Raw genomic sequence first — 21,737 nt, 5'->3', positions numbered from 1 at the left:
CGCGGGTCGTCCACCTAATTCCGGTGGGCGGCCCGTTTTGTTTTAGGGGGAGGAATGCGCGAGTTTCGCCATGACATAGCCGGCGAGCGGGTCACGGTCCACGTTCCCGAGGACACCGCGGACCTGAAAAAGTTTTGGGAATGGCTGTACCAGGCGCGAGAGCGGGGACCGATCGCGCTGGACACCGAGACAACCGGGCTGGATATCTACTCGCCCGGCTACAGGCTCCGGACCGTCCAGTTCGGGGACGCACACGATGCGTGGGTATTGCTGTACGAGCGTGGGGGTTACTTCGCGTCGTACGCGCGGGAAGCAATCCAGCGTTGCCGCCAAGTGCTCATCCATAACGCTGCGTTCGACTGGTTGGTTTTGGATCGGCACGCGGGCATTCCGCTGGAAGATCTCGCACCGTGGACGGTCGATACCCGCATTTTGGCAAGCCTGGTCGACCCGCGGCAGCCGCAAGAGGGCGGCATAGGAACGGGGTTGAAGCCGCTTTCCGCTCACTGGGTGGACCCCGCGGCACCGGACACACAGAGCGGGCTCACAGCAGTGTTCCGCTCCCTCGGTCTCACCAAAGAGACAGGGTGGGCGGGCATCCCGCTCACAGAGCCGACGTACCTCCTGTACGCGGGGCTGGACGTGATCCTGACGGCTCGTCTCGAACCGGTGCTACGGCGAGAGCTTGCCCGGCTGGAAGTGCGGGACCAGCTCGTCACGTACGAGCACGAGATAGCTCGGCTCTGCGCCGTGATGATGCGCACGGGCCTGGTGCTCGATACGGAGTACACCGCAGACCTTGACCGCCGGTTGGGCGAGGACGCGAGCACGTACGCGGACCGGGCCCGGCGGTACGGAGTCGACAACGTCAACAGCACGGCCCAACTCGCCGAAGCGTTCGCGGGCATGGGGGAAGTGCTCACCGAGCACACCGCGAGCGGGTCCGTGAAGGTGGACAAGAACGTCTTGCTCGCCCTCGCGGACATGTCGTTGCAGTGGCAGCCGCTCGACACCCGCACGCCCAACCCGCTCGCCCTCGCCGTGCTCCGCAGCAAGCGGGCCGGGAAGTGGCGCAAGGCGTACACACGGACGTTCCTGGAAACCGTGGACGGCTCGGGCCGGGTTCACCCGTTCATCAACTCGCTACAGGCGAGGACCGGCCGCATGTCGATCACCCGCCCCGCACTCCAGACTCTCCCGAGTTCCGATTTCATGATCCGTCGGTGTCTGCTCGCCGACCCCGGACACGTGATCGTTTCAACGGACTTCAAGGCTGTTGAAATGCGGGTGCTCGCCGCCCTCGCCGACGTCAAGCGCATGAAAGAGGCAATCGCCAAGGGTGAGGACTTGCACGACTTCACCGCGCGGCTCGTTTTCGGCGAGAGCTTCACCAAGGCTCACCGAAAGCTCTGCAAGGGCGTCGGTCTGTCGAAAATCTACGGTGGCGGAGCCGAGACGACTGCCCGGCAGACGGGTGCACCCATCGAGGATGTGCGAAGCGCGTTCCGGGCTTACGACCGGGTGTATCCGGAGATTCGCCGGGCGGCTTCCCGGTGGCAGCGCGAAGCCTTCCAGACGGGAATGGTATTGGTGTCTGTCACCGGTCGCCGGCTGCCGCTGGACCGGGACCGCACATACGCCGTGACGAACTATCTGTGCCAGAGCACCGCACGGGACGTCCTCGGGCAATCCATGCTGAACATGGAATCGGCCGGGCTGCTCGAATACTGCCGCTTGCCTATCCATGACGAAGTATTGGCGTCGGTGCCCGAGCGAGAAGCCAAAGAATTTGCTCGCGAATTTGAGGCTGCCATGACGTTCCCGATTTTCGGAGTCCCCATCGATGCGGAAGCCGAGATAGGTGGTCGGTCGTGGGGTTCGCTGTACGGGGCCGACCACTAGTCACACCCCGTGATTTTCCCACGCAGAGTAATCGAGAAAAACCGGCAAGCGACGCGCCCGTTTCCTCTTTAGTTGCACGCGCATGGATCACGGAGTGGTGACGGTATCCGCCACCCCTTCACAATTGCGCACTCGGTGCAATCAGTTCAGGTAACGAGATGGCCGAGCGTTACAAAACGTTGCGGCTGGTGCGTCAATCTCCCAGTTAAGTACCGATACAAGTAGATACATCCCTCTTATGTGCTTTGTTGTGCCGCTGGCATATCCATAAGTTCGTTGCCATGCAGTGATTTGGCAATGCGCAAGCCCCGTCCTGCTAATCCGGGACGGGGCATTTTCATGCCCTTTTGCAAGGCGCATTGCATTCGAGCCGTAGGGCCCTTTGGCGACCCCTCGCGCTCCGTTCCGGGAGACCCTCCGTCCCTACGGAGGGGCAACCAAATCTTCCACCCGGAACGGTGCCCCTTGACTCAGCTCACCCATGACCAGATTTCCGCCGCGAAGGAAAACGACCTTGACGCGGTGACCGCAGTAATACGCGAGACCGAAGCGCTTGTTTCTGCCCGAGGGCGGAAGATAGCCGGAATCAACGGCGACAGCGATTTGATTGATGATCTGACCCAAACCGGGCGTATCACGGTGTGGCAGGCAATCGGCACCTTTACCGGAACCGAACCTGCACAGTTCATGGCGCACATTGACCGTGCTGTGACTCGGTCCATGGAAGATGCCCGGCGGGAAGCCATCCGCCCCGGTGTCGCCACTCGCGTTTCCAAGGCTTTCGAGGACGCCATTACAAAGGCCGGTGGTGACCCGTACGACGCCGAGCGAATAGCGACCACGGACGCCATGGGGAGCGACAAGATGAGCCCCGAGCTTGCGCGAGCGGCACGGCTTTCCTGGCTCGGTCTCGATTCGTTGGACCGGCCGTTCAGTGGCCCTCTGTTGGGTCCGGGCGTGACGCTCGGGGACGTGGTGGCGGGCGAGATGGAAGCCCCCGCCGAGTTGGTGAGCGCGTCCGATGTGGCATCGCACCGCCGGGAGGTGATCCGGGACCAGGTGCACCGCTCGTTGGGTCTGCTGTCCGAACGGCAGCGCCACGTACTCAAGGCGGACCACGGGATAACTCCCGTCCCTCACTTCGGGGACGGTCCGGATGCGCTGCTTGCCGACGACATGGGCGTGACCGTTGACCAGGTCAAGAGAACCCGATTCAAGGGCAAGACTCGGTTTGCCGAGCTGTACCGAGCTGGTGCGCGCACATGGTGACCATGACAACCGGCGACGGGGGCACCGTGACCGTGACCCGCTGCGGTGAGCTGGTGGACATCCACGTTCGAGACAGCTCGGGGCGGACCGTCGCGACCGTGACCCGCCGAGCCGGCGAGGCTGCGCTACTACTCTCAGGCTCTCGCAGAAAACCCCAGAACCGGCCGATCCTGTGAACGTATACATGCCCACGGACGGTTACGACTCTGCGCCTCGGAGGGGTCCCCGCCGCACCCCTCAAAGTGATTGAGTGACGCAAGTAATGGTTCACATCACGGTGCGACCACAACCAAATCAGTGGTCAACGCGTCGCAGTAGGGGCAGAGTTGGCCAAAGTGTCGGATGTGAACCGACCGGTAGTTTGCCCTTCCTATACTCGAACGTCTGTACTAATGTGACTACATGGTTACGCACAGCAAGGAGTTCTACGTACGAACGACTGTGATCGTTCCCATGCTTGAGGGGAACAACGGCGGGTGGATGGCTTGTCCTGAGCTGCCCGACGTGTTGGGGGAAGACACCGTGCGGTCATGTGACGACCTGCGGTTGATCGTGGAAACACAAGGGGGCGTCGTGGCGAGACTGCTACGCGTAATAGCGCAGTACACCGGGTTTCGGCTGTTGGTCCGGGATCGCCGCACGGGGGCACTCGCCGGCTCCGTCGAATGGGTACGCAACGACGCAGGGGTGTGGGTCCAGTGGGACGAACCCGTGACCGCGTGTGCCTACGGACAGCACCGCCCTCCGGTGCTGCTCGCCGCATGAGTACGAGTGCCCGCAGATTTGTGGACAGCCGCGAGGAACGCACAGACGCTGACGCGCTTGCCGTCCGCATGGCTGCCGTGCTGGTCCGGGCCTAACTCACCGAGCGGTTCGGCGTGTTCGTGCAGCGCATCCCCGTTGCGCGTCTTGAGGAAGGCTGGGGGGTCTACCTCACGGACCGCATGCCCGACCAGGAACCACCCGCGGGGCTGACGTTTCGCGCCCCTACGCGCGTAGCGTTCGACCGCGCTGCCTAGCCGCGGTAGTTGCCCCGCCATGTCCCTTTCCCGGGGGTGTGGCGGGGCTTTCGCCGTTGCGTACGAGGGAACAGCGAAGCCCCACCATGCCGAGCACGATGGGGCTGCCTTGACCGGATCGGGCGGACCGACTTGTCAGACGGCCCCGAACTCTCCAGCTTTGATGCTCGCCACGAAGGAAGCGAACGAACCAGCGGGGAAATCCAGTACCGGACCAGTCGGGTTCTTGGAGTCACGGACGGGGACCACGCCGCACGTGGCGACGAGGTTTGCGGCGACCTCGATGCACTGGCCGCCGTTGCTGCTGTATGAGGACGTGAACCACTGCGAGTCTTCGGTCGTCACGGGGTGCCCTTTCGTAACTGTTCGATCATGGCCACGGACACCGCCTGTGAAGCGGCTTCGGCCTGTAGCTGATGGTAGGCGGTCAGCATGGGCTGTACGAACCGCATATCCCGCTCTAGTCGCCCTTGCTGGGCAGATTCCGAGTACGCGATTTGGGACCGCTCCGGGAGCGTCAGGAGGGTAACCGGCAGGTCGAACGACCGTCTCTCTCCAAGATCGAACGGGGCGACCTGAAGCACGGTGTTCGGCAGCTCGGCAAAGGCAACGAGCTTGTCCAACTGGGTGTCCATGGCTTCCGGGCCACCGACGGACCGACGGATGCAACTTTCGTCCAACACGGCGTAGACGAACGGCGGGGGTGTCCGTACTAGCGACGCTTGCCGCTCGGCAAGAAGAGTTAGCCGTTCTTTTGCCTGTTGCTCCGTGATCGCCCCACGCCGTACGGCACCCCGCGCGATAGCTGCCGCGTACTCCGGTGTCTGGAGCAAGCCCGGAACGATCCCGAGTTCAAAGAGTCTGATCTCTGTGGCTCGTACCTCTTGCCTCACGTACTCCGGGAACCCCTCCAGTAGGGCGGTGTTCTGTAGGGCGTGCACCATGCGTTGGAACATGTCGCCCGTCCCGAACGCTCTGTCAGCACTCATCGCGAAGCGCTCAGTTGGAGGGCGCCGACCAGTTTCGACCGCAGAAATATGCGTCCCGGTGCAGCCCATGCGCGTCCCTAGCTCGTCCTGCGTCCACCCGCGTTCGTCGCGAAGCTGCCGTAGACGCTGGCCGAAGCGTGCGGAGGGGGATTCCTCGGGGTCGAGTTCCTTCCGGTTCACCATGCAGAGTCCTAACTCTCCGAGCAAAACGCGCAAGTTGAAGACAGCGCGACACTAGGCCACGCTGGGCCGCCCGAGTAGCTGAAGCGCTACGGAGAGGAGCGGCGGTGTCTGCGCAGAACGTTCCCACAGATGGGCCGGAACCCGTCCACGTTCCAGAGCCCGGCACGCTCATGGTGGACGCGCAAGACCGGATCGGCGAATTTCGCGGCGCGTGGTGTGGGCTCTGGTCTCTTCGGCCGGTCACGGGCGGTACCGAATGGACCGTGAACCCTGGGGACGTGCAGCCGGCGAGTCCCCAACAGCGATTGCGGGCCGAGACTTCCCGGGCGAACGCGCGAAGCCGGGGTGAGCGGTTGTGACCACTGCGACCGCTCGCGTGTTCCGGTTTGTCCAGTGGACGTTACGTCCCGACCAGGACGACGACGCCCGACCGCTCTTGTACGCATTCCGCTGTCTCGGTCTTATCGAACGCCCGTGGGTGATGTGGCGGGAGGGTTCGATGTGAACAGGACACCGGTGCTGGCGGACTACCGGTGTGAAGTGCTCGCCGCAGGGCTTGTGTATGGCAAGGGCTTCGAGATGCCCTACGTCCTAGCCGCCTTCCAGACCATTTCACCCGTGCTGGCGCTTCGGTGGCTCCGCGGCGAAGCACTACACATTGCGGACCGACTCGACCCCGACCCGACGCGTTCGGCGTGGGTACAGCCGACCATGCGTCAAGATTCGACGCTCGCCCCGGACTGCCCGACAGAACTCCGTTTCTGGTGCGCAAGCCGTGAACAGCAACGAGCCGCCCGCGAGCGGATCAAGAGTGGCGACCCGTTGTTCGTCGTCGTCCCCGACATGGACTGTCGATTCACGTTTTCTGTGTGGCCTGTCCGGGTGCCCCCGCCGGAAGGTTCTCCCCACCAGCCCCCGCCCTGGTCGTCCGAGCTATCCAAGGACCGTGCGTGCGGTCTGGCTCCCTCCCCGTCTGCGACCAGGGCGGGTCACCTCTGCGGGGCTCTGCCGCTTTGAGACTCCGCCTCCTGCCATTGACTCGCGCTCTGGGGCAGGGGGCGGGCACTACCCCGGTCGGCTGTCTGTATGACGGCGGCAGCCGGCCGGGCTGTACCAACTCACACCAGCAGACGGAGAACTGAGCCATGGGCAAGGGCAAGAACACCGTTGCGGCTGCGGCGGCAGCCATCAAGCGAGACACGGTCACGAATCCGGCACCCCGCCCCGACCAGACGCAGGGGGCGTTAGCGGATCGCCACATCCGCCATCACACCCCGGACAGCCTGTATGGCGACGACTCGGCAACCGACAATAAGAAGGGAACCGACGCATGACCACGATCATCGAACCGCCCGCCGTATCCCCGCTCGCCGGAATCCAGTCCCTTGAACTGGAGATCACCGGAAAGTGCCAACTCACGTGCACGCACTGTCTGTCCGAGTCCAGCCCGCAAGCCACGCATGGGGTGATGACTCCCGCGGACTGGCGAGCGGTCATCCTCGATGCTGCCGCACTCGGCATCCGAACCATCCAGCTCATCGGCGGAGAGCCGACCGTCCACCCGCAGTGGCGCACGTTCGCCGACCTGGCACTCACGCTCGGGCTCCACGTGGAGATCTACAGCAACCTTTTCTACGTGCGCGAGGAATGGTGGGACCTGTTCACTCGCGAGGGGGTCACGCTCGCGACGAGTTACTACAGTGACGACCCTGAGGAACACGACCGGATCACGGGCCGAACAGGCAGTTACGTCCGGACCCGGTGCAACGTCCGGGAAGCGATCAACCGTGGCGTCACGTTGCGGGCCGGAATCGTGGACATCCTGCCGGGACAGCGGGTAGCCGAAGCCCGCGCCGAACTGGAGTCCATGGGGGTCCAGCGCATCAACACGGACCGGGTGCGGGCGGTCGGGCGTGCGGCACTGCCCGGTTGGAAGCCGACCCTTGACGAGATGTGCGGGCGGTGCACGCGTGGACGAGCCGCAATCCTGCCTAACGGAGACCTCGCCGGCTGCGTGCTTTCGCGCGACTTCCCGGCGGGCAACGTACGGGAAACCCGGCTCGCCGAGTTGCTCGGCGGGAAGGCTTGGGCGCAACTCGGCGCGAGTATCCCGATGCCCGTCCGCAACGCGTGCGGGCCCGACGACTCGAACGACTGCGATCCGGCGAGCACTCCGTCATGTGATCCGCAGTGATCACGCTCACCAGCAAAGGGACCCCGATGGACACATGGCAGCACCATGCGGAACGGCTCGCCTCTCAGGTGACGGACCCCGACTCCCGATGGCTTGCCCCCGTAGCGAGGGTGGCCCGTCACGAGTTGGTGCCGCGCTGGTGGGAGCGGGACAAGACGGGAGGGTGGCAGCTTCGCGACGGAGCGACCGACCATGAGGCATGGATGCGAGCCGCGTACGCGGACCGCTCGCTGATCATCCGGGTTGGCTCGCTCCACGCTGACGACGCGAAGCCCGGAGACCGCCCCGAGGGGCTGCCCACGTCTTCCGCCACGCTGCCGAGCCTGGTGGTTCGGATGCTGCGGCATGGGCGACTCGGGCCGGGACTGTCGTTCCTGGACTTGGGCACCGGAGCCGGCGGGCTCACCGCGTACGCCTGTCATCGGCTCGGGGATCAGCACGTGACAAGCGTGGACGTCGACTCCTACCTGACCAACGCGGCGGGGGCACGACTCGCCACCATGGGGTTACACCCCGAGTTCGTCACTGCGGACGTGACCGACCACCTACCGGGCGCGTACGAGCGGATCGTTTCCACGGTCGGGCTGCCCGCTGGTCGGGGGCTCGCTCCCGTTGTCGGTGCTCTGATGCCGGGCGGACGCATCGCCACCACCCTCGGGCGAACCTGCCTGATCATCACCGGGTGGAAGCACGGCGACGGGGACGTGATCGGACAGGTGGAACGGGACATGGCCGGGTTCATGCTCACCCGGTCCGGGGACGACTTCCCGCCCGCCCTCGCCGAGTTGTTCGCCCTCGCGCGTGACGCTGGTGGAGAGGAGACAACCACGGGCGGCTATCCCGTGGTGGACCTGGACAACGCCTGGGAACTGCGCTCCATGCTGGAAGTCACGACGCCCGGTGTGGAACTCGCCTACGAACAGCGCGACCGGACCCGTACCGCCTACATGGTCCATCCGGACGGTTCATGGGCCCGAGCATCCGCCGATGGAGCCAACCCGCCGGAAGTCCACCAGGGCGGGCCGCAACGTCTGTGGACTGCGCTAGAGCGCATCCGCGACCGGCTCAACGCGGAAGGCTTGTTGCCGTTGCTCGGCGCGCGGGTTCGCATCACGCCCGATGGTGTGTGTCATCTGTCCCGCGGGAACTGGCACGCGACCATGGGCGCGCAATAGTCCACGTGCGCTGAACGTCCCCCCGACCGTTCGGCGCACTTTCCCGGCGACGTCCACGAGCGTCGCCGCCCGCCCCGCTCGTGCGCTGCCCCCTGTAGCGCATGGGCGGGGCTCCCTCTTTTTCTCGCCCCCGCCAAGGAAGACCCCGCATGTTGCAGTGCACGGCCGTTGCCGTCATACCGCCCCCGTCTGTCTTTGCTGGAGACCCCTCGGAACCTTCCTATGTCTCGTGTGCGCTTGCGGAAGAGCACGACGAGATGCACGCCAGTTTCTTAGACGTCATAGACGGATCGGCAGTGTGGTTCGTGTGGCGGAGTCTCTGCGGGCGGTTCCTGCTCATGCCCTGGTGCGAGGCACCAGCCGAGAACGGCGACGCGTGCACGTTGTACCGAGACCACCCCGCGGGGCACTCGTGGGAAGTAACTGACCCGACGATTGATGCACTGTGCGACGAGTTGGCGCGCCAACACCCGCACTTGTTCCCCGACCGGGAGACGAACGAGGACTAGCCGTCCTGACTATTGCCTTCGCCGGACGCCGAGCGTTCCACCACGAACGAACCCTTCCCCCACACGGTTTCGACGAGCCCCCGTTCCCGGAGCACCCGCACGGCTCGGCGGGCAGTCTCGCGGGCTACGCCGAACCGCTTGCACAACTCGGCATCGGACGGGATCGGTTCGCCCGGCCCGTATTCCCCCGCCCTGATTTCTGCGGTGAGCGCGTCCAGAACCCGCATGTAGGGGGCGTGCGGAGTGTGCGGGTCAGTCGGTCGCTCAGGCATGAGGCAGAGCGTAGACAAGCGGCCAAACTTGGGCGACTTAGACGTGCAGACCAGTTAGACAGGTAGACGAGTTAGACGTGTTGGCTTAGCGTCGTCCCTGAAACAAGAAACGCCCCGACAAACCGCGTAGGACCGGTTCGCCGGGGCTCCGACCGAACAGCTATCTAGGAGCTGAACGACGTATGCGCGACTCTATCGCCCGCGCCCTGGTGTGGGCCCTGCGGTTGCTGCTGCCCGCCCGGGGACGCCACCGGACCGCACAGCCCGCCCCCGTCACCGAGCCCGCCCCTACGGAAAACCCGTGGATGAAGCCGTGGACCGGACCGAGTTCCGCCGAAGTCCGTGAGATCTTCCGAGCGGAAGAGACCATGCGACTCACTCCCGTGCAGCGCGAACGGTCCTGGGCTGCCGAGTTCGCAGCGCGCGGAGTGGACTACGACTACCGGTATCCCGGCGACCACTTCGCACAGTTCGGGGTGACGGCATGACCGCCGAGGAACTGTTCCCGGAAGTCTCGCCCACCCCCTCGGGGGCTCTGTGCTGCCACTGCGGCCGTTGGTCAGTAGCTGCCGTGGCGTGCCGTCATATCGAGCGTGTGAGCGGCCCTGGGGTGACCCTGTACGCCTGCCCCGAGTGTCTGCCAGTCGTCGGCGTAGGCCCCACGGTCAACGAAGTGATCCACGGCATCCCATCGCTGCCCAAGCGCACGGCGTGATAGGCAAGTCATGATCGAGACCCTTGGGAGGGGCCGCATGAAGCGGAAGACATGGATCATCACGGGCGTTGCCGTCCTCGCGTTCGGCGGGGTGCTCTCGCTGTTCGAAGACGAGCCCGCCAAGACTTCGGCCGAGAATGCGAAGCCGACCGCTACGGCATCGGCAACACAGGACGCGAAGCCGTCGACCAGCACGCCCGAACCGAGTTCGGGGATTCCCTCGCCGGACACAGCACAGACCGCAACACTCATCCGAGCATTGAACGCCATAGATCCGGGGTTGGCCGCGAAGGAAGAGAGAGCCGTTAACCGGTCCCGCAACGTGTGCTTAGACGTCAAGGGCGGCAAGGAAGCCGCAACCGTCCAGAGCAACGCCAAAGCCCGCTTCGAGGGTGGCACGGTCCCGAGCCTCACCGAGGACCAGGCGGCGGACATCGTGACCGCCGTGAAGTCGTCGTTCTGCAACTGACCAGACAGCAAAACGCCCCGCTCGGACACTCGTCCGGGTGGGGCTTCTGCGTTACCGGTCATACCGCATGTCCGCCCCGCTACCGTGCCCCCCATGACTGTCACCGCCTATGAAGCGCTCGCCGTTGACATGCTCCGCCGGACAGAGACGGCAATCGACACAATCGCCGGTCTGTCCGTGGACACCGGCATCACGTTCAAGATCAGTGACATCGTGCAACGGGTCGAGGACGAGCTACCTGCCGACTACCCGGAGAGCAGCACGGGCGACTACACCCGCCGGGACATGCTCGCGGAAATGGCGCGCGATCTCCTGTCGGGCGAGGCGTACGACGAGTGACCCGCAGACAGCAAAACGCCCCGTGCGGCCCAAGTGCCGTGCGGGGCTTCTGTGTTCTCTGACGTGCGCGTATGCTCAGAACTGGTAGTTAGCAGTGTTGGGGTCGGTCAGAATCTTCCACGGGAAGTCGCCACGGCCTACGTCGGCGAGCCTCGCGCCGAGGGTTTCGAGCCGGGCCACCTCCGCCGCTTGATCGTCACCGAGGGAAGGCACCACGTCGAGATGGACGCGGTGCCACACGTCCTTCAGGTGGGGCGTGCGGAGCAACTCCAGATACGGGCCGACCCCCTTGGCGGAGCGCAGCAGCGCACGATCGGCTGTCACCTCGTGCAGGGTCCAGTCCATCGCCTCCTCCCAGAACCGGGCCATGGCCCGCGGGTCGGCGCAGTCGACGACCACCGCGGCGATCGGCCCGGTGTCCCGGTAGACCTCCCGAGGCTCCAGGACGCAGAACACGTTGCCCTCCGGGTCGGCGAGAGCTGTCCACGGGTGGTCGTCCCGGCCCGCGTCGGCGGGCGTCGCGCCGAGCTCCTTCAGGCGTGCGACCAACTCCGCTTGGTGGGCCGAGGAGTTGGTGGCGAGTTCGATGTGCACACGGTCTTTTACTGTTTCCGGGTCCGGGACGGCGATGACATCGACGCAGATGCCGGCCGGGTCCGACCAGGTGAAACCCGCAGGCTTCACGCTGGTCGCACCGGGTTCCGCGCTGGAGACACCCCAGCCGAGCGCCTCCCCCCAGAACCGGCCCACCGCCGAGTCGTCCCGGGCTTTGAAGTTCACCTGAACAAGTTGCAGCGCCATGCCGCCAACCCTATGTCCGACGTTTGAACTGACAGCCCCGGTAGCCGAATTCACACGCCTGCTGTCCCGTTCGCGTCGTCCCTGTCCGGGAGCGTGCCCGTGCGGGCCACGTCGGCGTACCAGCGCGCGCTGGCCTTGGGGATGCGCTTGCCGGTCGGGTAGTCGACGTAGACGGCACCGAAGCGCTTGCTGTAGCCGTAGCCCCACTCGAAGTTGTCAAGCAGGGACCACAGGAAGTAGCCGCGCACGTCTACGCCGGCCACGATCGCCTGCCGTACGGCCGACAAGTGGTCGTGCAGATAGGCGATGCGTTCGGGGTCGGCCACCTCGCCCTCCGGGTTCACGTAGTCGTCGAAGGCGGCCCCGTTCTCGGTGATCATCAACGGCATCGCGGGGAAGTCCGCATGCAGGCGCGTCAGCAGTTCGTACAGGCCGCTCGGGTCGACCGCCCAGCCCATCGCCGTGGTGTTGCCCGGGGGCCGGTGGAACGCGACCCGGTCGGCGCCCGGCCAGGGCGTGTGCTCGCTCGCCCCGTGGCCGTCGGAGTTGTGGCCGGCCTCGTCGGCGGCGGAAACGAGGGTGGGCGAGTAGTAGTTGACGCCCAGGAAGTCCAGTGGCTGGTGGATCGTGGCGGTGTCGCCGTCCCGTACGAAGGACCAGTCGGTCAGACCGGCCGTGTCCTGGAGGAGGTCCACCGGGTACTCGCCCTCCAGCACGGGGCCGGTGAAGACGCGGTTGGCCAGCGCGTCGATCCGGCGGACCGCGTCGAGGTCGGCTGCGGCCTCGGTCAGCGGACGTACGTGGTGGACGTTGAGCGTGACGGACGCCCGTGCGCCGGCGGGCAGTTCGGCGCGCAGTGCCTGAACGGCCTTGCCGTGGGCGAGGTTGAGATGGTGCGCCGCGCGCAGGGCCGCGACCGGGTCGGTGCGGCCGGGCGCGTGGACGCCCGAGCCGTACCCGAGGAAGGCGCTGCACCAGGGCTCGTTGAGGGTGGTCCAGGTCTTCACCCGGTCCCCCAGCGCGCGGGCCGCCAGGGTCGCGTAGTCGGCGAACCGGTCGGCGGTGACGCGCTCCGGCCAGCCGCCCGCGTCCTCCAACTCCTGCGGCAGGTCCCAGTGGTAGAGCGTGACGACCGGCTCGATGCCCTTCTCGAGCAGCGCGTCGGTCAGGGCGCGGTAGAAGTCGAGCCCCTTCTCGACGGCCGGGCCCCGGCCGGTCGGCTGCACCCGCGGCCACGACAGGGAGAACCGGTAGGCGCTCACGCCGAGGTCGGCCATGATCTCGACGTCCTCGCGCCAGCGGTGGTAGTGGTCGGTGGCGACGTCACCGGTGTCACCGTTGCGCACCATGCCGGGTGTGTGGGAATAGGTGTCCCAGATCGAGGGGGTGCGGCCGTCCACGGCGGCGGCGCCCTCGATCTGGTACGCGGCGGTCGCCGTGCCCCAGGTGAATCCCGGCGGGAAACTGGTGACGGTGGTGTTCTCCGGGGCGGGCGCGACACGTCGGGCAGTGGTGGTCACGTGGGTCCTTCCAGCTGTACTGCGGGGCGGGAACGGCGAGTTGGGGTGCGGTGGCGGGCGTGGGCGGATCCCGGCTGCGGGGTGACGGCGAGGCGCTCATCCCTTGACGGCTCCCTGCATGATTCCACCGACGATCTGACGGCCGAAGACGATGAACATGGCGAGCAGGGGCAGCGTGCCGAGCAGGGCGCCCGCCATGATGAGTGACTGGTCGCGCACGTATCCCGCGCTGAGCTGGGTGAGCGCGACGGGGACTGTCGGATTGGACATGTCGAGCACGATGAACGGCCAGAAGAAGTCGTTCCAGGCGTGCACGAACGTGATCATGAACAGGACGGCCATGGGCGGCCGGGCGATGGGCAGCACGATGCTCCAGAAGATACGCAGGGAGTGCGCACCGTCCACCCGCCCGGCCTCGACGAGTTCGTCGGGCAGCGCTTCGGTCAGGTACTGCCGCATGAAGAACACGCCGACGGCGCTGACGAGCGTGGGGAAGATGACGGCGGGCAGCTTCTGGCCCAGACCCAGCTCGGTCATCATCATGAACAGCGGTACGACGCCGAGTTGGGGCGGCACCAGCATCGTGCCGATGACGAGCATCAGCAGGATGTTGCGGCCCTTGAAGCGGAGTTTGGCGAACGCGAAGCCGGCGAGGGTGGCGAACAGCACCGTGGACAGGGCGATCACTCCCGCCACGATCAGGCTGTTGAGCATGGCCTTGCCCAGCGCGGCGTCGTCCCATGCCTTGCCGAGGTTCTCCAGGAGGTGGGGACCGGGCAGGAACGGCGGCGGTGTCTGGGTGACGCGCGTGTTGTCGGTCGACGCCGCCACCATCGTCCAGTAGAGCGGGAAGAGGGAGAACAGCGCCGCGACTCCCAGCAGGATGTAGGCGACGGGGCCCGCGTGGTGCTGTCGTCCGGCGCGCGGGTGCGCGAACAGTCGCCGGCTGCGTCCGCCGGACGGGGTGGCCCCGCGGCTCTTCCGCGCGGTTTCGGGGGGTGCGTCCGCCGCCCGGACCGGGATGCTGTCAGTGGTCATGGAGATCTCCCGGTCAGGCCTTGCGCGCCACGACGCGCTGGACCACTCGTTGGACGACGAACACGACAATGAGCAGCAGGAACATCGCCCAGGCGACCGTGGCGGCCCGGCCCATCTGGTAGTTCTTCCAGCCCTCCTCGTACAGCAGCAGTCCCAGCGTCTGGTACTGGTTGTCCGCTCCCCCGGTGATGCCGTTCGGGCCCTGGCCGAAGATCAGGGGCTCACCGAAGAGCTGGGTGGCGCCGATCGTGGACAGGACGATGGTGAACACGATGGTGGACCGGATACCGGGGACGGTGACCATCAGGAACTGCTGCCACCGCGAGGCGCCGTCGATGGCCGCGGCCTCGTACCGGTCGCGCGGGATCGCCTGCATCGCGGCGAGGTAGAGCAGGGCGTTGTAGCCGGTCCAGCGCCAGATGACGATCGAGGAAATGGCCGTCTGCGCGGCCCACTTGTTGTTCTCCCAGTCGATGTTGTCGACACCGAACAGGCTCAGCATCCAGTTGATCATGCCGAAGTCGCGCTCGAAGAGCATCGTGAACACGAGGGCCGCGGCACCCACCGACGTGGCGTACGGCGTCAGGGCGGCGACGCGGAAGAACGTCGAACCGCGCAGCTGGTAGTTGAGCAGATGAGCCAGTCCGAGGGCCATCAGCAGCTGTGGCACGGTCGACAGGACGCCGATGGTGAGGGTGTTGAGCAGCGCGTTCCAGAAGCGGTCGTCGTCCCACAGGGCCGTGTAGTTGTCGAAGCCGACCCACTCCATGAGGTTCAGGGTGGACAGTTCGACGCGGTGCAGGGAGATCCACGAGGTGTAGATCAGCGGATAGAAGCTGAAGGCGGCGAAGACGACGAAGAACGGGGCGACGAAGGCGTACGGGGCGCCCCGTACGTCGAGACGGTGCAGTAGCGTGCTGCGCCGCCGGCGGTCCCCGCCGGTGCCGGTCCCGGCCGGCGGGGCGGTGCCGGGCGCACCGTCTGAGGGTGTCGAGGTGGAGATGGCCACCGGAGGGCGTCCTTCCTGGACGGTGAGGGAGGCGGTCGGGGGCCCGGCGACCCACACGGGCAGTGCGTGGGGCGCCGGGCGGCTGCGGAGACGGGTGGCAGGTGACGGGCGACGGGACCCGAGGTCAGCCGATGGCCTTCCCGATGCGCTTGTCAGTGGTCTTCCACGCCTGCTCCGGGCTCTTGTTCTGTGCCTCGATCAAGGTCAGCCCCTGGGAGAAGATGTCCTTGATGGTGCCGTCCTTGCGGCCGAGGACCTGCTCGTCGGGGATCTCCTGGGCCGCGGCGGCGAAGATCTTCCCGATGGGCGCGCCGCTGAAGTAGTCCGACTTGGCGTCGACCACGTCGGGCAGCCCCAGCGCGGTCTGGGACGAGGGGAAGTTGCCGATCTCCTTGAAGAGGTAGGCCTGCTGCTCAGGGGCGGTGAGCCAGGCGACGAGGTCCTGCGCCTCCTTCTTGACGGGACTCTTCTCCATCACTCCGAGGAACGCTCCGCCCCAGTTGGCGCCTTTGGGTGCCTTGGCGACGTCCCACTTGCCCTTGTTCGCCGGGCCCGCCTTCTCGCTGATGTGCGCGAGCATCCACGCCGGGCAGACGGCCGTGGCGAAGGTGCCGTTGGCCAGGCCCGGGTCCCAACCGGGCTGGAACTGGCGCAGCTTGGCGGTCAGACCGGAGGTGGCCGCCTCGGAGGCCAGCTTCCACGCGTCCTTCACGACGGGGTTGGTGGCGTAGATCAGCTCACCCTTCTTGTCGTAGAACTGCTGGGAGTTGCCGTAGATCATGGCGTTGAACAGCCCGCTGGACGTGTCCATGAAGGCGACCTTGTCGGCCTTCGAGTCCTGCTTGAACCGCTTGCCCACGTCGACGTACTTCGACCAGTCGCCGTCCCACAGCTTGGCGACCTCCTCGCGGTCGGTGGGCAGGCCGGCCTGTTCGAAGAGGTCCTTGCGGTAACAGACCGCCATCGGGCCGATGTCGGTGCCGAGGCCGATGACCTTCTTGTCCGCGGTGGTGACCTGGCTCTGCTTCCACGGAAGGAAGTGGTCGGTGCCGGGCACACCGGCCAGATCGACGAACTTGTCCTGCTGGGTGTCGGACAGTTCCTTGGCCCGACCAATCTCTATGCCCTGGATGTCCTTCAGTCCGCTGCCTGCGGCCAAGTGGGTCTGCAGGGCGGTGTAGTAGGTCTGCTCGTCGCCCGCGACGTCGGCCTTGATGACGACGTTCGGGTGCTCCTTCATGTACCTGTCGAGCAGCCCGGTCTCCTTGAAGCCCATGACGCCGAACAGGCCCATGGTGATGGTGACCTTGCCGTCCTTCTTTCCCCCGCCCGTCCCGCCGCTGTCGCTGCCCCCACAGCTCACGATCAGCCCTAGAGCCGACACAGTCGACACTGCGGCGACGACTCTTGTGTGTAACTTCCTTCGGAACTTGTCCATTTGGTCCTCCTGGCGGCGGCGCTGACGCACCGGAGTTCGAGTCCCACGGTCCGCCCCGTAGGCACTATTTGTCCGTTGGGCACGTTCCCAAAGCGCGATGGGAACGTGCCCACTCGGAAGCCCGAAGCTTCGTCGCCTCGAAAGACGTCTGTCAAGAAGTTGAACTCACTTGGTTGCCGAAGGGTGTTGTACCGCTTCGTTCGGGATCTGCGGGCGCATTCCGGGGGTCTGGCACAATGCGCAGGTGAAAGCCGCCAGGCAGCGCGCGAGCGAGGGAGACGTCATGGGGGGCCGGCAACGTCCGACCATCAAGACCGTGGCCGCGCGCGCCGGCGTCGGACGCACCACGGTTTCACGAGTCATCAACGGCTCGGAGCTCGTCAGCGAGCAGGCCCGGGCCGCCGTGCTCGCCGCCATCGCCGAGCTGAACTACGTACCGAACTCGGTGGCCCGGGGGCTGGTGACGAGCAGGACGAACTCCGTGGCCCTGGTGATCCCCGAGTCGGCGAGCAGGCTGGGCTCCGAACCCTACTTCGCCGCGGTCATCCGCGGGGTCAGCACCGCCCTCGCGGAAACCCGGACGCAGCTCCAACTGGTGCTCGTACGCGACCAGTCCGAGCGCGACCAGCTCACCGAGTCGGTGGCGGAGCGGCGCGTCGACGGCGTGCTCCTGGTCTCGGTGCACGAACACGACCCGCTGCCGGGGCTGCTGGAGGACATGGGGCTGCCGACTGTGCTCGCCGGCCGCCGCTCCCCCGCCGAGTCGCTCAGCCATGTGCACTCCGACAACGCGGGTGGAGCCGCGGCTGCCGTCAGGCACCTGCTCGCACGAGGGCGGCGGACCATCACCACGATCAGCGGTCCCCTCGACATGGACGTGGCGCGCAGCCGGCTCCAGGGCTGGCGGGAGGCCCTCGAGAAGGCAGGTCACGAGGTCACCGATCGGCTGGTGGTCTCGGCCGACTTCACCGAGGAGGGCGGCGAGGCCGCGATGCGTTCACTCCTTGGACAAGTGCCGGGACTCGACGCCGTGTTCGTCGCCTCGGACGTGATGGCGGCGGGTGCGCTGGCGGAGTTGCGCAGACAGAAGCGCGGTGTCCCCGACGACGTGGCGGTGGTCGGATTCGACGACTCCATCATTGCCCGGCACTGCAGTCCGCCCCTCACCAGCGTGCGTCAGCCCATCGAGGAGATCGGCAGCATGATCGCCCACATCCTCCTCAGGGAGATCGGCGATCCTGAGCAGCCGCGTCAGCATGTCGTTCTTCCCACCGAACTCGTGGTGCGCGAATCTTCATGAGTTCGCCAGGAGTGGCCGTAGTTGATGCCCTCCGGGGGCGCCGGGCGGCCGTGTGCCGCCCGGCGCCGTGACACCGTCATCCTCGCCGCTGATCCTCCAAGTCACGTTGGCGGACTCCCGTAACGGCGCAGGCGGTGCCGTTGAGGGTGTACGAGTCCGGAGAGGCGGTGTTGCCGGTGTGGGTGGCCTGGAAGCCCAGGCCGACCGACGCGCCGGGCGCGATGGTCCCGTTGTGGGAGACGCTCGTTGCCGTCACCCGGCCGGAGGCGGGCGAGTAGCCGGCGTTCCAGCCGGAGGTGATGGTCTGGCCGCCGGGCAGGGTGAAGGCCAGGGACCAGCCGTTGATCGCGGTGGCACCGGTGTTGGTGACGGTGAGGTTCGCCGTCAGACCGGAGTTCCAGGCACTGACGGTGCCGGTGACCTGGCAGGTCGCGGTGTCGGGCGGCGGGGTGGAGGTCTGGAACTGCGTGAAGAACTTCCACACCTCCGCCGGCAGCCAGGTCCTGGAGCCGCTGTCGCCGCCTGCCCCGTCCTGCGGAGCGGCGATGTGTCCTTCGTCGAACGCGGCCCAGGCGACCGGGTGCCCGGCCGAGCACCCCGAGTAGGTGGTGATCCGGTGTGTCAGGCTGCCCTGCGCCGGCTCGGGCGGGTTCTGGGCGGTGCAGCCGTTGTTCCTGACGAACCTGTCCCGCAGGGTCCGTCCGCCGGCGATGCTGAGGACGCTGTCCCTGAGGCCGTGCACTCCGAGGTAGGCGATGGGCTGAGTGCCGCCGCTGCAGCCGCTGAGCAGCCCGCCGCTCTGGACCGCGACCGCGCGGAAGACCGTCGCCCGGGAACAGGCGAGGGAGTACGACATGGCGGCTCCGTAGCTGAAGCCCAGGGCGAACCGCTGTGTCGTGTCGACGCACAGGTCGGCCTCGATGCGCCTGAGGATGTCGTCGACGAGGGTGACGTCCTCCCCGCCTGCGTTGCCCCAGCCGTTGTTGAGGCCCTGGGGTGCGACGAAGACGGTGCTGTTGTTCGCCAGCCGCTGGAGCCCGTAGTAGGCCCAGGTGCCCGTTTCCACCGTCCGGCCCGTCGCGACGTCGGTGGAGGTGCCGCCCAGCCAGTGGAACCCGAAGACCAGCCGGTACGCGCGGTTGCGGTCGTAGCCGTCCGGGATCCGCAGGATGAAGGTCCGGTTCTTGCCGTTGCTCTGGATCGTGTACGTACCGCTCGTCAGGGTGGGGGCCTTGCCGCACCCTGCGGTCGGGGCAGCGGCTCCGGCGCGCGCGGCGGCCGTGCCGGATGCCATGAGTCGTGGGTTCGCGCCGTGGTCGCCACCAAGTGCCGTCCCTCCCATGGTCAGGACGAGCAGCACAGCCATCACGGCGCCCCGTAAGTGGAACCATGTCCGTGTCATCGTCAACTCCCCTTTCTCTGTTGGATCATCGCCATGTACAGACAGGAGGTACCGGTCAACGCCGCGTGGTCACAGCGACGTCGGGGGCGCGCTGCCACCAGTTCGTGTCGAGCAGGTGGCCGCAGCCGCCGGAGAACGAAGGTGGAGGTCCTGGGTTCCCGTCGCGCCGCTGACCGGGTAGGTCAGCGTCGTCCAGACCTGCCGGCCACCGGTGTTCGGCACGCCGCACCGGCCAACGACCGGCCCGCTCGGACCGCCCAGGCGCACTTCGACGGTGCCGCCGCCGGTGGTCGAGGCGACGCGCGCGGTGAAGGAGGCGGCACCGGCACCGAAGGCCACGCCCTTGACCTTGATGGAGTCACCGAACGCCAGGACGAGGGCCACGGTCCAGGCGAACACCCCGCTGAACCTCGTGCGGATGACGGATGACGGATGGTGGATGGCGGGTGCGGTCCGGATCAGGACCGTCACCCCCTCCGGGAGGTCATGGCCTACAGGTGATCGCCGCCGGTCGGGAGAAGAGCGCGACTCCCTCACGACCGGCTCCACTTCTGGCCCGCCCGGCCGTCGCAGGCCCACAGGACCAGCGGGGTGCCGTTGGCTGCGCCGACCCGGTCGACGTCGAGACACAGTCCGGCGTGCACGTTGCGGACCGATCCGTCGGACCCGACGGTCCACTTCTGGTTGTTCTGGCCGTTGCAGGACCAGATGATGACCCGGGTGCCGTTGACCGTGCCCTGGTCGTAGGCGTCGAGGCACTTGTCTCCGAACACGCGGATCTCGCCGGCGGCCCATGTGGTCCACAGCTGGTTGGCGGCCGTATGGCAGTCCCAGATCAGTACGGTGGCTCCGGTGGCCGTGGAGGCGTTGTCCACGTCCACGCAGCGGCCGGAGCCGGTGCCGCGCAGCCTCGAGGTGGTGGCGGCCTGCGGGCTGCCGCCGGTCACCCGGTACACGGCGACACCGTGCGCCGGCACGCTCGCGGAGATCTGTCCCGACGTGCTCGACGTGCCGCCGGTCCATAGGTCGGTGAGGGTGAACGGCCCGCCTGTCAGGCCGACTTGAGCCGCTGTCGTGCTGACCGTCGCGGCGCTGCCTCCCCGGTTGAACAGGCCCACCGCGACCGAGCCGTCGGCGAGCGGCTTGGCGAACACCTCGGTGCTGCCGTCGTCGCGCACCCTGCGCCCGCCCGCGCCCAGCACATCCTGGTTCACCGCCAGCAGTCGCGGGTTGCGAAGGATCGCGCTCACGTCGGCCGACATGGTGCGGATGTCGTTGCCCGCCATCAGCGGAGCACCCAGCAACGCCCACAGAGCGAAGTGGGAACGGGACTCGGTCAGTGACAAGCCGGGACGGCCGACGACCAGCATGTCCGGGTCGTTCCAGTGACCCGGACCCGACTGGGCCGCCAACGGCGCGGTGACGTCCAGAACATTGCCGACGCCCATCGGATAACTGTTGGCGTTGCCGTTCTGCCAGATGTCGAGCAGATCCTCGGTCGTCCGCCACAGATCCGCCACCTCACCCCAGTTGTACGTGGCACCGGTGATGGCGTGGAAGCTGTTGGGGTTGATGCTGTAGACGATCGGCCGGCCGGTGGCACGCAGAGCGTCGCGCATGAGCGTGAACCGCGCGACCTGCTCGTCCCGGGTACCGCTGGAGGAACACCAGTCGTACTTGAGATAGTCGACGCCCCATGAGGCGAACGCGGCGGCGTCCTGGGCCTCGTGCCCCCTGCTGCCCGTGGAACCGGGGTAACTGCCCACGGACTGGGCACAGGTGCGCTCCCCCGGCACCTGGTAGATACCGAATTTCAGGCCCTTGCCGTGGATGTAGTCCCCGAGCGCCTTCATCCCACCCGGGAACTTGGCGGAATTGGCCCGCAGGTTGCCTGCGGCATCCCGCTGCGGATCGAACCAGCAGTCGTCGACCACCACATACCGGTAACCGGCATCCCGCATACCCGAGGCCACCATCGCATCGGCCGCCGCACGGACCTGCGCCTCCGTGACCCCGCACCCGAAGCTGTTCCAACTGTTCCACCCCAGAGGCGGAGTCAGCGCCGGACTGCCCGGCGCGGCCGAAGCAATGGAGTGGGCGGAAGCTGTCACGGACGCGGCGACCGTCAGCACGATGGTCGCGAAGAGACGGAGCAGCCGTCCGCCTGGTCGTCTGGGCACGGTGGGCTCCTTTC

20 protein-coding genes are annotated in these 21,737 nt (G+C 66.7%); 9 read left to right on the top strand and 11 right to left on the bottom strand.

Annotation, left to right across the window (positions count from 1 at the left end; translation table 11 throughout):
• The first annotated feature begins 54 nt into the window (after positions 1 to 54).
• Both G3I56_RS15215 and G3I56_RS15210 read left to right on the top strand, forming a co-directional pair.
• Complete coding sequence (locus G3I56_RS15215; RefSeq protein ID WP_164409512.1) at positions 55 to 1,902, top strand: DNA polymerase; 1,848 nt, start codon at positions 55 to 57, stop codon at positions 1,900 to 1,902.
• Between the two features lie 465 nt (positions 1,903 to 2,367).
• Positions 2,368 to 3,171, top strand: a complete 804-nt coding sequence (locus G3I56_RS15210) for a hypothetical protein (protein ID WP_164409511.1) — start codon at positions 2,368 to 2,370, stop codon at positions 3,169 to 3,171.
• Between the two features lie 1,154 nt (positions 3,172 to 4,325).
• Here G3I56_RS15210 and G3I56_RS15205 read toward each other — a convergent pair.
• Positions 4,326 to 4,535, bottom strand: a complete 210-nt coding sequence (locus G3I56_RS15205; RefSeq protein WP_164409510.1) for a DUF397 domain-containing protein — start codon at positions 4,533 to 4,535, stop codon at positions 4,326 to 4,328.
• Positions 4,532 to 5,362, bottom strand: coding sequence for a helix-turn-helix transcriptional regulator (locus tag G3I56_RS15200; protein WP_164409509.1), 831 nt, complete (start codon positions 5,360 to 5,362; stop codon positions 4,532 to 4,534). The genes G3I56_RS15205 and G3I56_RS15200 overlap by 4 nt, the downstream gene beginning before the upstream one ends.
• Positions 5,363 to 6,507: 1,145 nt before the next feature.
• On the opposite strand from G3I56_RS15200, the gene G3I56_RS15195 reads away from it, so the two are divergent.
• The 3 genes from G3I56_RS15195 to G3I56_RS15185 are packed head-to-tail and all read left to right on the top strand — an operon-like array spanning position 6,508 to position 8,731.
• Entirely contained in the window at positions 6,508 to 6,696 is a 189-nt protein-coding gene (locus G3I56_RS15195) for a hypothetical protein (RefSeq protein WP_164409508.1), read from the top strand.
• On the top strand, positions 6,693 to 7,556 hold the full coding sequence (locus G3I56_RS15190) for a radical SAM protein (protein ID WP_164409507.1): 864 nt from the start codon (positions 6,693 to 6,695) through the stop codon (positions 7,554 to 7,556). The genes G3I56_RS15195 and G3I56_RS15190 overlap by 4 nt, the downstream gene beginning before the upstream one ends.
• Before the next feature lie 26 nt (positions 7,557 to 7,582).
• Complete coding sequence (locus G3I56_RS15185) at positions 7,583 to 8,731, top strand: methyltransferase domain-containing protein (protein WP_164409506.1); 1,149 nt, start codon at positions 7,583 to 7,585, stop codon at positions 8,729 to 8,731.
• 505 nt (positions 8,732 to 9,236) lie between these two features.
• Here the strand turns inward: G3I56_RS15185 and G3I56_RS15180 are convergent.
• Entirely contained in the window at positions 9,237 to 9,512 is a 276-nt protein-coding gene (locus G3I56_RS15180) for a GntR family transcriptional regulator (RefSeq protein WP_239134906.1), read from the bottom strand.
• Positions 9,513 to 9,694: 182 nt separating this feature from the next.
• On the opposite strand from G3I56_RS15180, the gene G3I56_RS15175 reads away from it, so the two are divergent.
• The 3 genes from G3I56_RS15175 to G3I56_RS15165 all read left to right on the top strand — a co-directional run bounded on the left by G3I56_RS15175 (position 9,695) and on the right by G3I56_RS15165 (position 11,035).
• Positions 9,695 to 10,000, top strand: a complete 306-nt coding sequence (locus G3I56_RS15175) for a hypothetical protein (protein ID WP_164409505.1) — start codon at positions 9,695 to 9,697, stop codon at positions 9,998 to 10,000.
• A gap of 264 nt (positions 10,001 to 10,264) precedes the next feature.
• On the top strand, positions 10,265 to 10,696 hold the full coding sequence (locus G3I56_RS15170; RefSeq protein ID WP_164409504.1) for a hypothetical protein: 432 nt from the start codon (positions 10,265 to 10,267) through the stop codon (positions 10,694 to 10,696).
• Positions 10,697 to 10,789: 93 nt separating this feature from the next.
• Positions 10,790 to 11,035, top strand: coding sequence for a hypothetical protein (locus G3I56_RS15165; RefSeq protein WP_164409503.1), 246 nt, complete (start codon positions 10,790 to 10,792; stop codon positions 11,033 to 11,035).
• Between the two features lie 75 nt (positions 11,036 to 11,110).
• On the opposite strand, the gene G3I56_RS15160 is transcribed toward G3I56_RS15165, so the two are convergent.
• The 5 genes from G3I56_RS15160 to G3I56_RS15140 all read right to left on the bottom strand — a co-directional run bounded on the left by G3I56_RS15160 (position 11,111) and on the right by G3I56_RS15140 (position 16,841).
• The gene (locus tag G3I56_RS15160; protein WP_164409502.1) at positions 11,111 to 11,836 is read right to left on the bottom strand and encodes a VOC family protein; all 726 of its coding nucleotides are present in this window, start codon (positions 11,834 to 11,836) and stop codon (positions 11,111 to 11,113) included.
• Between the two features lie 50 nt (positions 11,837 to 11,886).
• Positions 11,887 to 13,356: a GH1 family beta-glucosidase gene (locus G3I56_RS15155; protein WP_164409501.1), complete on the bottom strand. Its 1,470-nt coding sequence runs from the start codon at positions 13,354 to 13,356 to the stop codon at positions 11,887 to 11,889.
• Positions 13,357 to 13,452: 96 nt separating this feature from the next.
• A complete protein-coding gene (locus tag G3I56_RS15150) occupies positions 13,453 to 14,394 on the bottom strand; it encodes a carbohydrate ABC transporter permease (RefSeq protein ID WP_164409500.1) in 942 nt (313 codons plus the stop codon).
• Positions 14,395 to 14,407: 13 nt separating this feature from the next.
• A complete protein-coding gene (locus tag G3I56_RS15145) occupies positions 14,408 to 15,403 on the bottom strand; it encodes a sugar ABC transporter permease (protein WP_164409499.1) in 996 nt (331 codons plus the stop codon).
• A gap of 124 nt (positions 15,404 to 15,527) precedes the next feature.
• On the bottom strand, positions 15,528 to 16,841 hold the full coding sequence (locus tag G3I56_RS15140; protein ID WP_164409498.1) for an extracellular solute-binding protein: 1,314 nt from the start codon (positions 16,839 to 16,841) through the stop codon (positions 15,528 to 15,530).
• Positions 16,842 to 17,124: 283 nt separating this feature from the next.
• Here G3I56_RS15140 and G3I56_RS15135 point away from each other — a divergent pair, with 283 nt between their 5' ends.
• Complete coding sequence (locus G3I56_RS15135; protein WP_164409497.1) at positions 17,125 to 18,141, top strand: LacI family DNA-binding transcriptional regulator; 1,017 nt, start codon at positions 17,125 to 17,127, stop codon at positions 18,139 to 18,141.
• Between the two features lie 76 nt (positions 18,142 to 18,217).
• Here the strand turns inward: G3I56_RS15135 and G3I56_RS15130 are convergent, their stop codons facing one another.
• The 3 genes from G3I56_RS15130 to G3I56_RS15120 all read right to left on the bottom strand — a co-directional run bounded on the left by G3I56_RS15130 (position 18,218) and on the right by G3I56_RS15120 (position 21,723).
• Positions 18,218 to 19,543: a cellulose binding domain-containing protein gene (locus G3I56_RS15130; RefSeq protein WP_164409496.1), complete on the bottom strand. Its 1,326-nt coding sequence runs from the start codon at positions 19,541 to 19,543 to the stop codon at positions 18,218 to 18,220.
• Between the two features lie 69 nt (positions 19,544 to 19,612).
• Complete coding sequence (locus G3I56_RS15125) at positions 19,613 to 20,014, bottom strand: carbohydrate-binding protein (protein WP_343239947.1); 402 nt, start codon at positions 20,012 to 20,014, stop codon at positions 19,613 to 19,615.
• A 62-nt stretch (positions 20,015 to 20,076) separates the two neighbouring features.
• Entirely contained in the window at positions 20,077 to 21,723 is a 1,647-nt protein-coding gene (locus G3I56_RS15120; RefSeq protein WP_164409495.1) for an RICIN domain-containing protein, read from the bottom strand.
• Positions 21,724 to 21,737: the final 14 nt, after the last annotated feature.

It is taken from the genome of Streptomyces sp. SID12488 (genome assembly GCF_010548275.1).
GTDB lineage: Bacteria > Actinomycetota > Actinomycetes > Streptomycetales > Streptomycetaceae > Streptomyces.
Note: the sequence above shows the minus strand (reverse complement) of the source record. Positions and strands in the feature narration are given on the sequence as shown.

Bases quoted from the DNA above. Each gene is read 5' to 3' on its own strand.
- G3I56_RS15150 (WP_164409500.1), bottom strand. From the start codon at position 14,394: ATGACCACTGACAGCATCCCGGTCCGGGCGGCGGACGCACCCCCCGAA.
- G3I56_RS15180 (WP_239134906.1), bottom strand. From the start codon at position 9,512: ATGCCTGAGCGACCGACTGACCCGCACACTCCGCACGCCCCCTACATG.
- G3I56_RS15215 (WP_164409512.1), top strand. From the start codon at position 55: ATGCGCGAGTTTCGCCATGACATAGCCGGCGAGCGGGTCACGGTCCAC.
- G3I56_RS15185 (WP_164409506.1), top strand. From the start codon at position 7,583: ATGGACACATGGCAGCACCATGCGGAACGGCTCGCCTCTCAGGTGACG.
- G3I56_RS15165 (WP_164409503.1), top strand. From the start codon at position 10,790: ATGACTGTCACCGCCTATGAAGCGCTCGCCGTTGACATGCTCCGCCGG.
- G3I56_RS15195 (WP_164409508.1), top strand. From the start codon at position 6,508: ATGGGCAAGGGCAAGAACACCGTTGCGGCTGCGGCGGCAGCCATCAAG.
- G3I56_RS15135 (WP_164409497.1), top strand. From the start codon at position 17,125: ATGGGGGGCCGGCAACGTCCGACCATCAAGACCGTGGCCGCGCGCGCC.
- G3I56_RS15175 (WP_164409505.1), top strand. From the start codon at position 9,695: ATGCGCGACTCTATCGCCCGCGCCCTGGTGTGGGCCCTGCGGTTGCTG.
- G3I56_RS15130 (WP_164409496.1), bottom strand. From the start codon at position 19,543: ATGACACGGACATGGTTCCACTTACGGGGCGCCGTGATGGCTGTGCTG.
- G3I56_RS15190 (WP_164409507.1), top strand. From the start codon at position 6,693: ATGACCACGATCATCGAACCGCCCGCCGTATCCCCGCTCGCCGGAATC.
- G3I56_RS15140 (WP_164409498.1), bottom strand. From the start codon at position 16,841: ATGGACAAGTTCCGAAGGAAGTTACACACAAGAGTCGTCGCCGCAGTG.
- G3I56_RS15170 (WP_164409504.1), top strand. From the start codon at position 10,265: ATGAAGCGGAAGACATGGATCATCACGGGCGTTGCCGTCCTCGCGTTC.
- G3I56_RS15200 (WP_164409509.1), bottom strand. From the start codon at position 5,362: ATGGTGAACCGGAAGGAACTCGACCCCGAGGAATCCCCCTCCGCACGC.
- G3I56_RS15160 (WP_164409502.1), bottom strand. From the start codon at position 11,836: ATGGCGCTGCAACTTGTTCAGGTGAACTTCAAAGCCCGGGACGACTCG.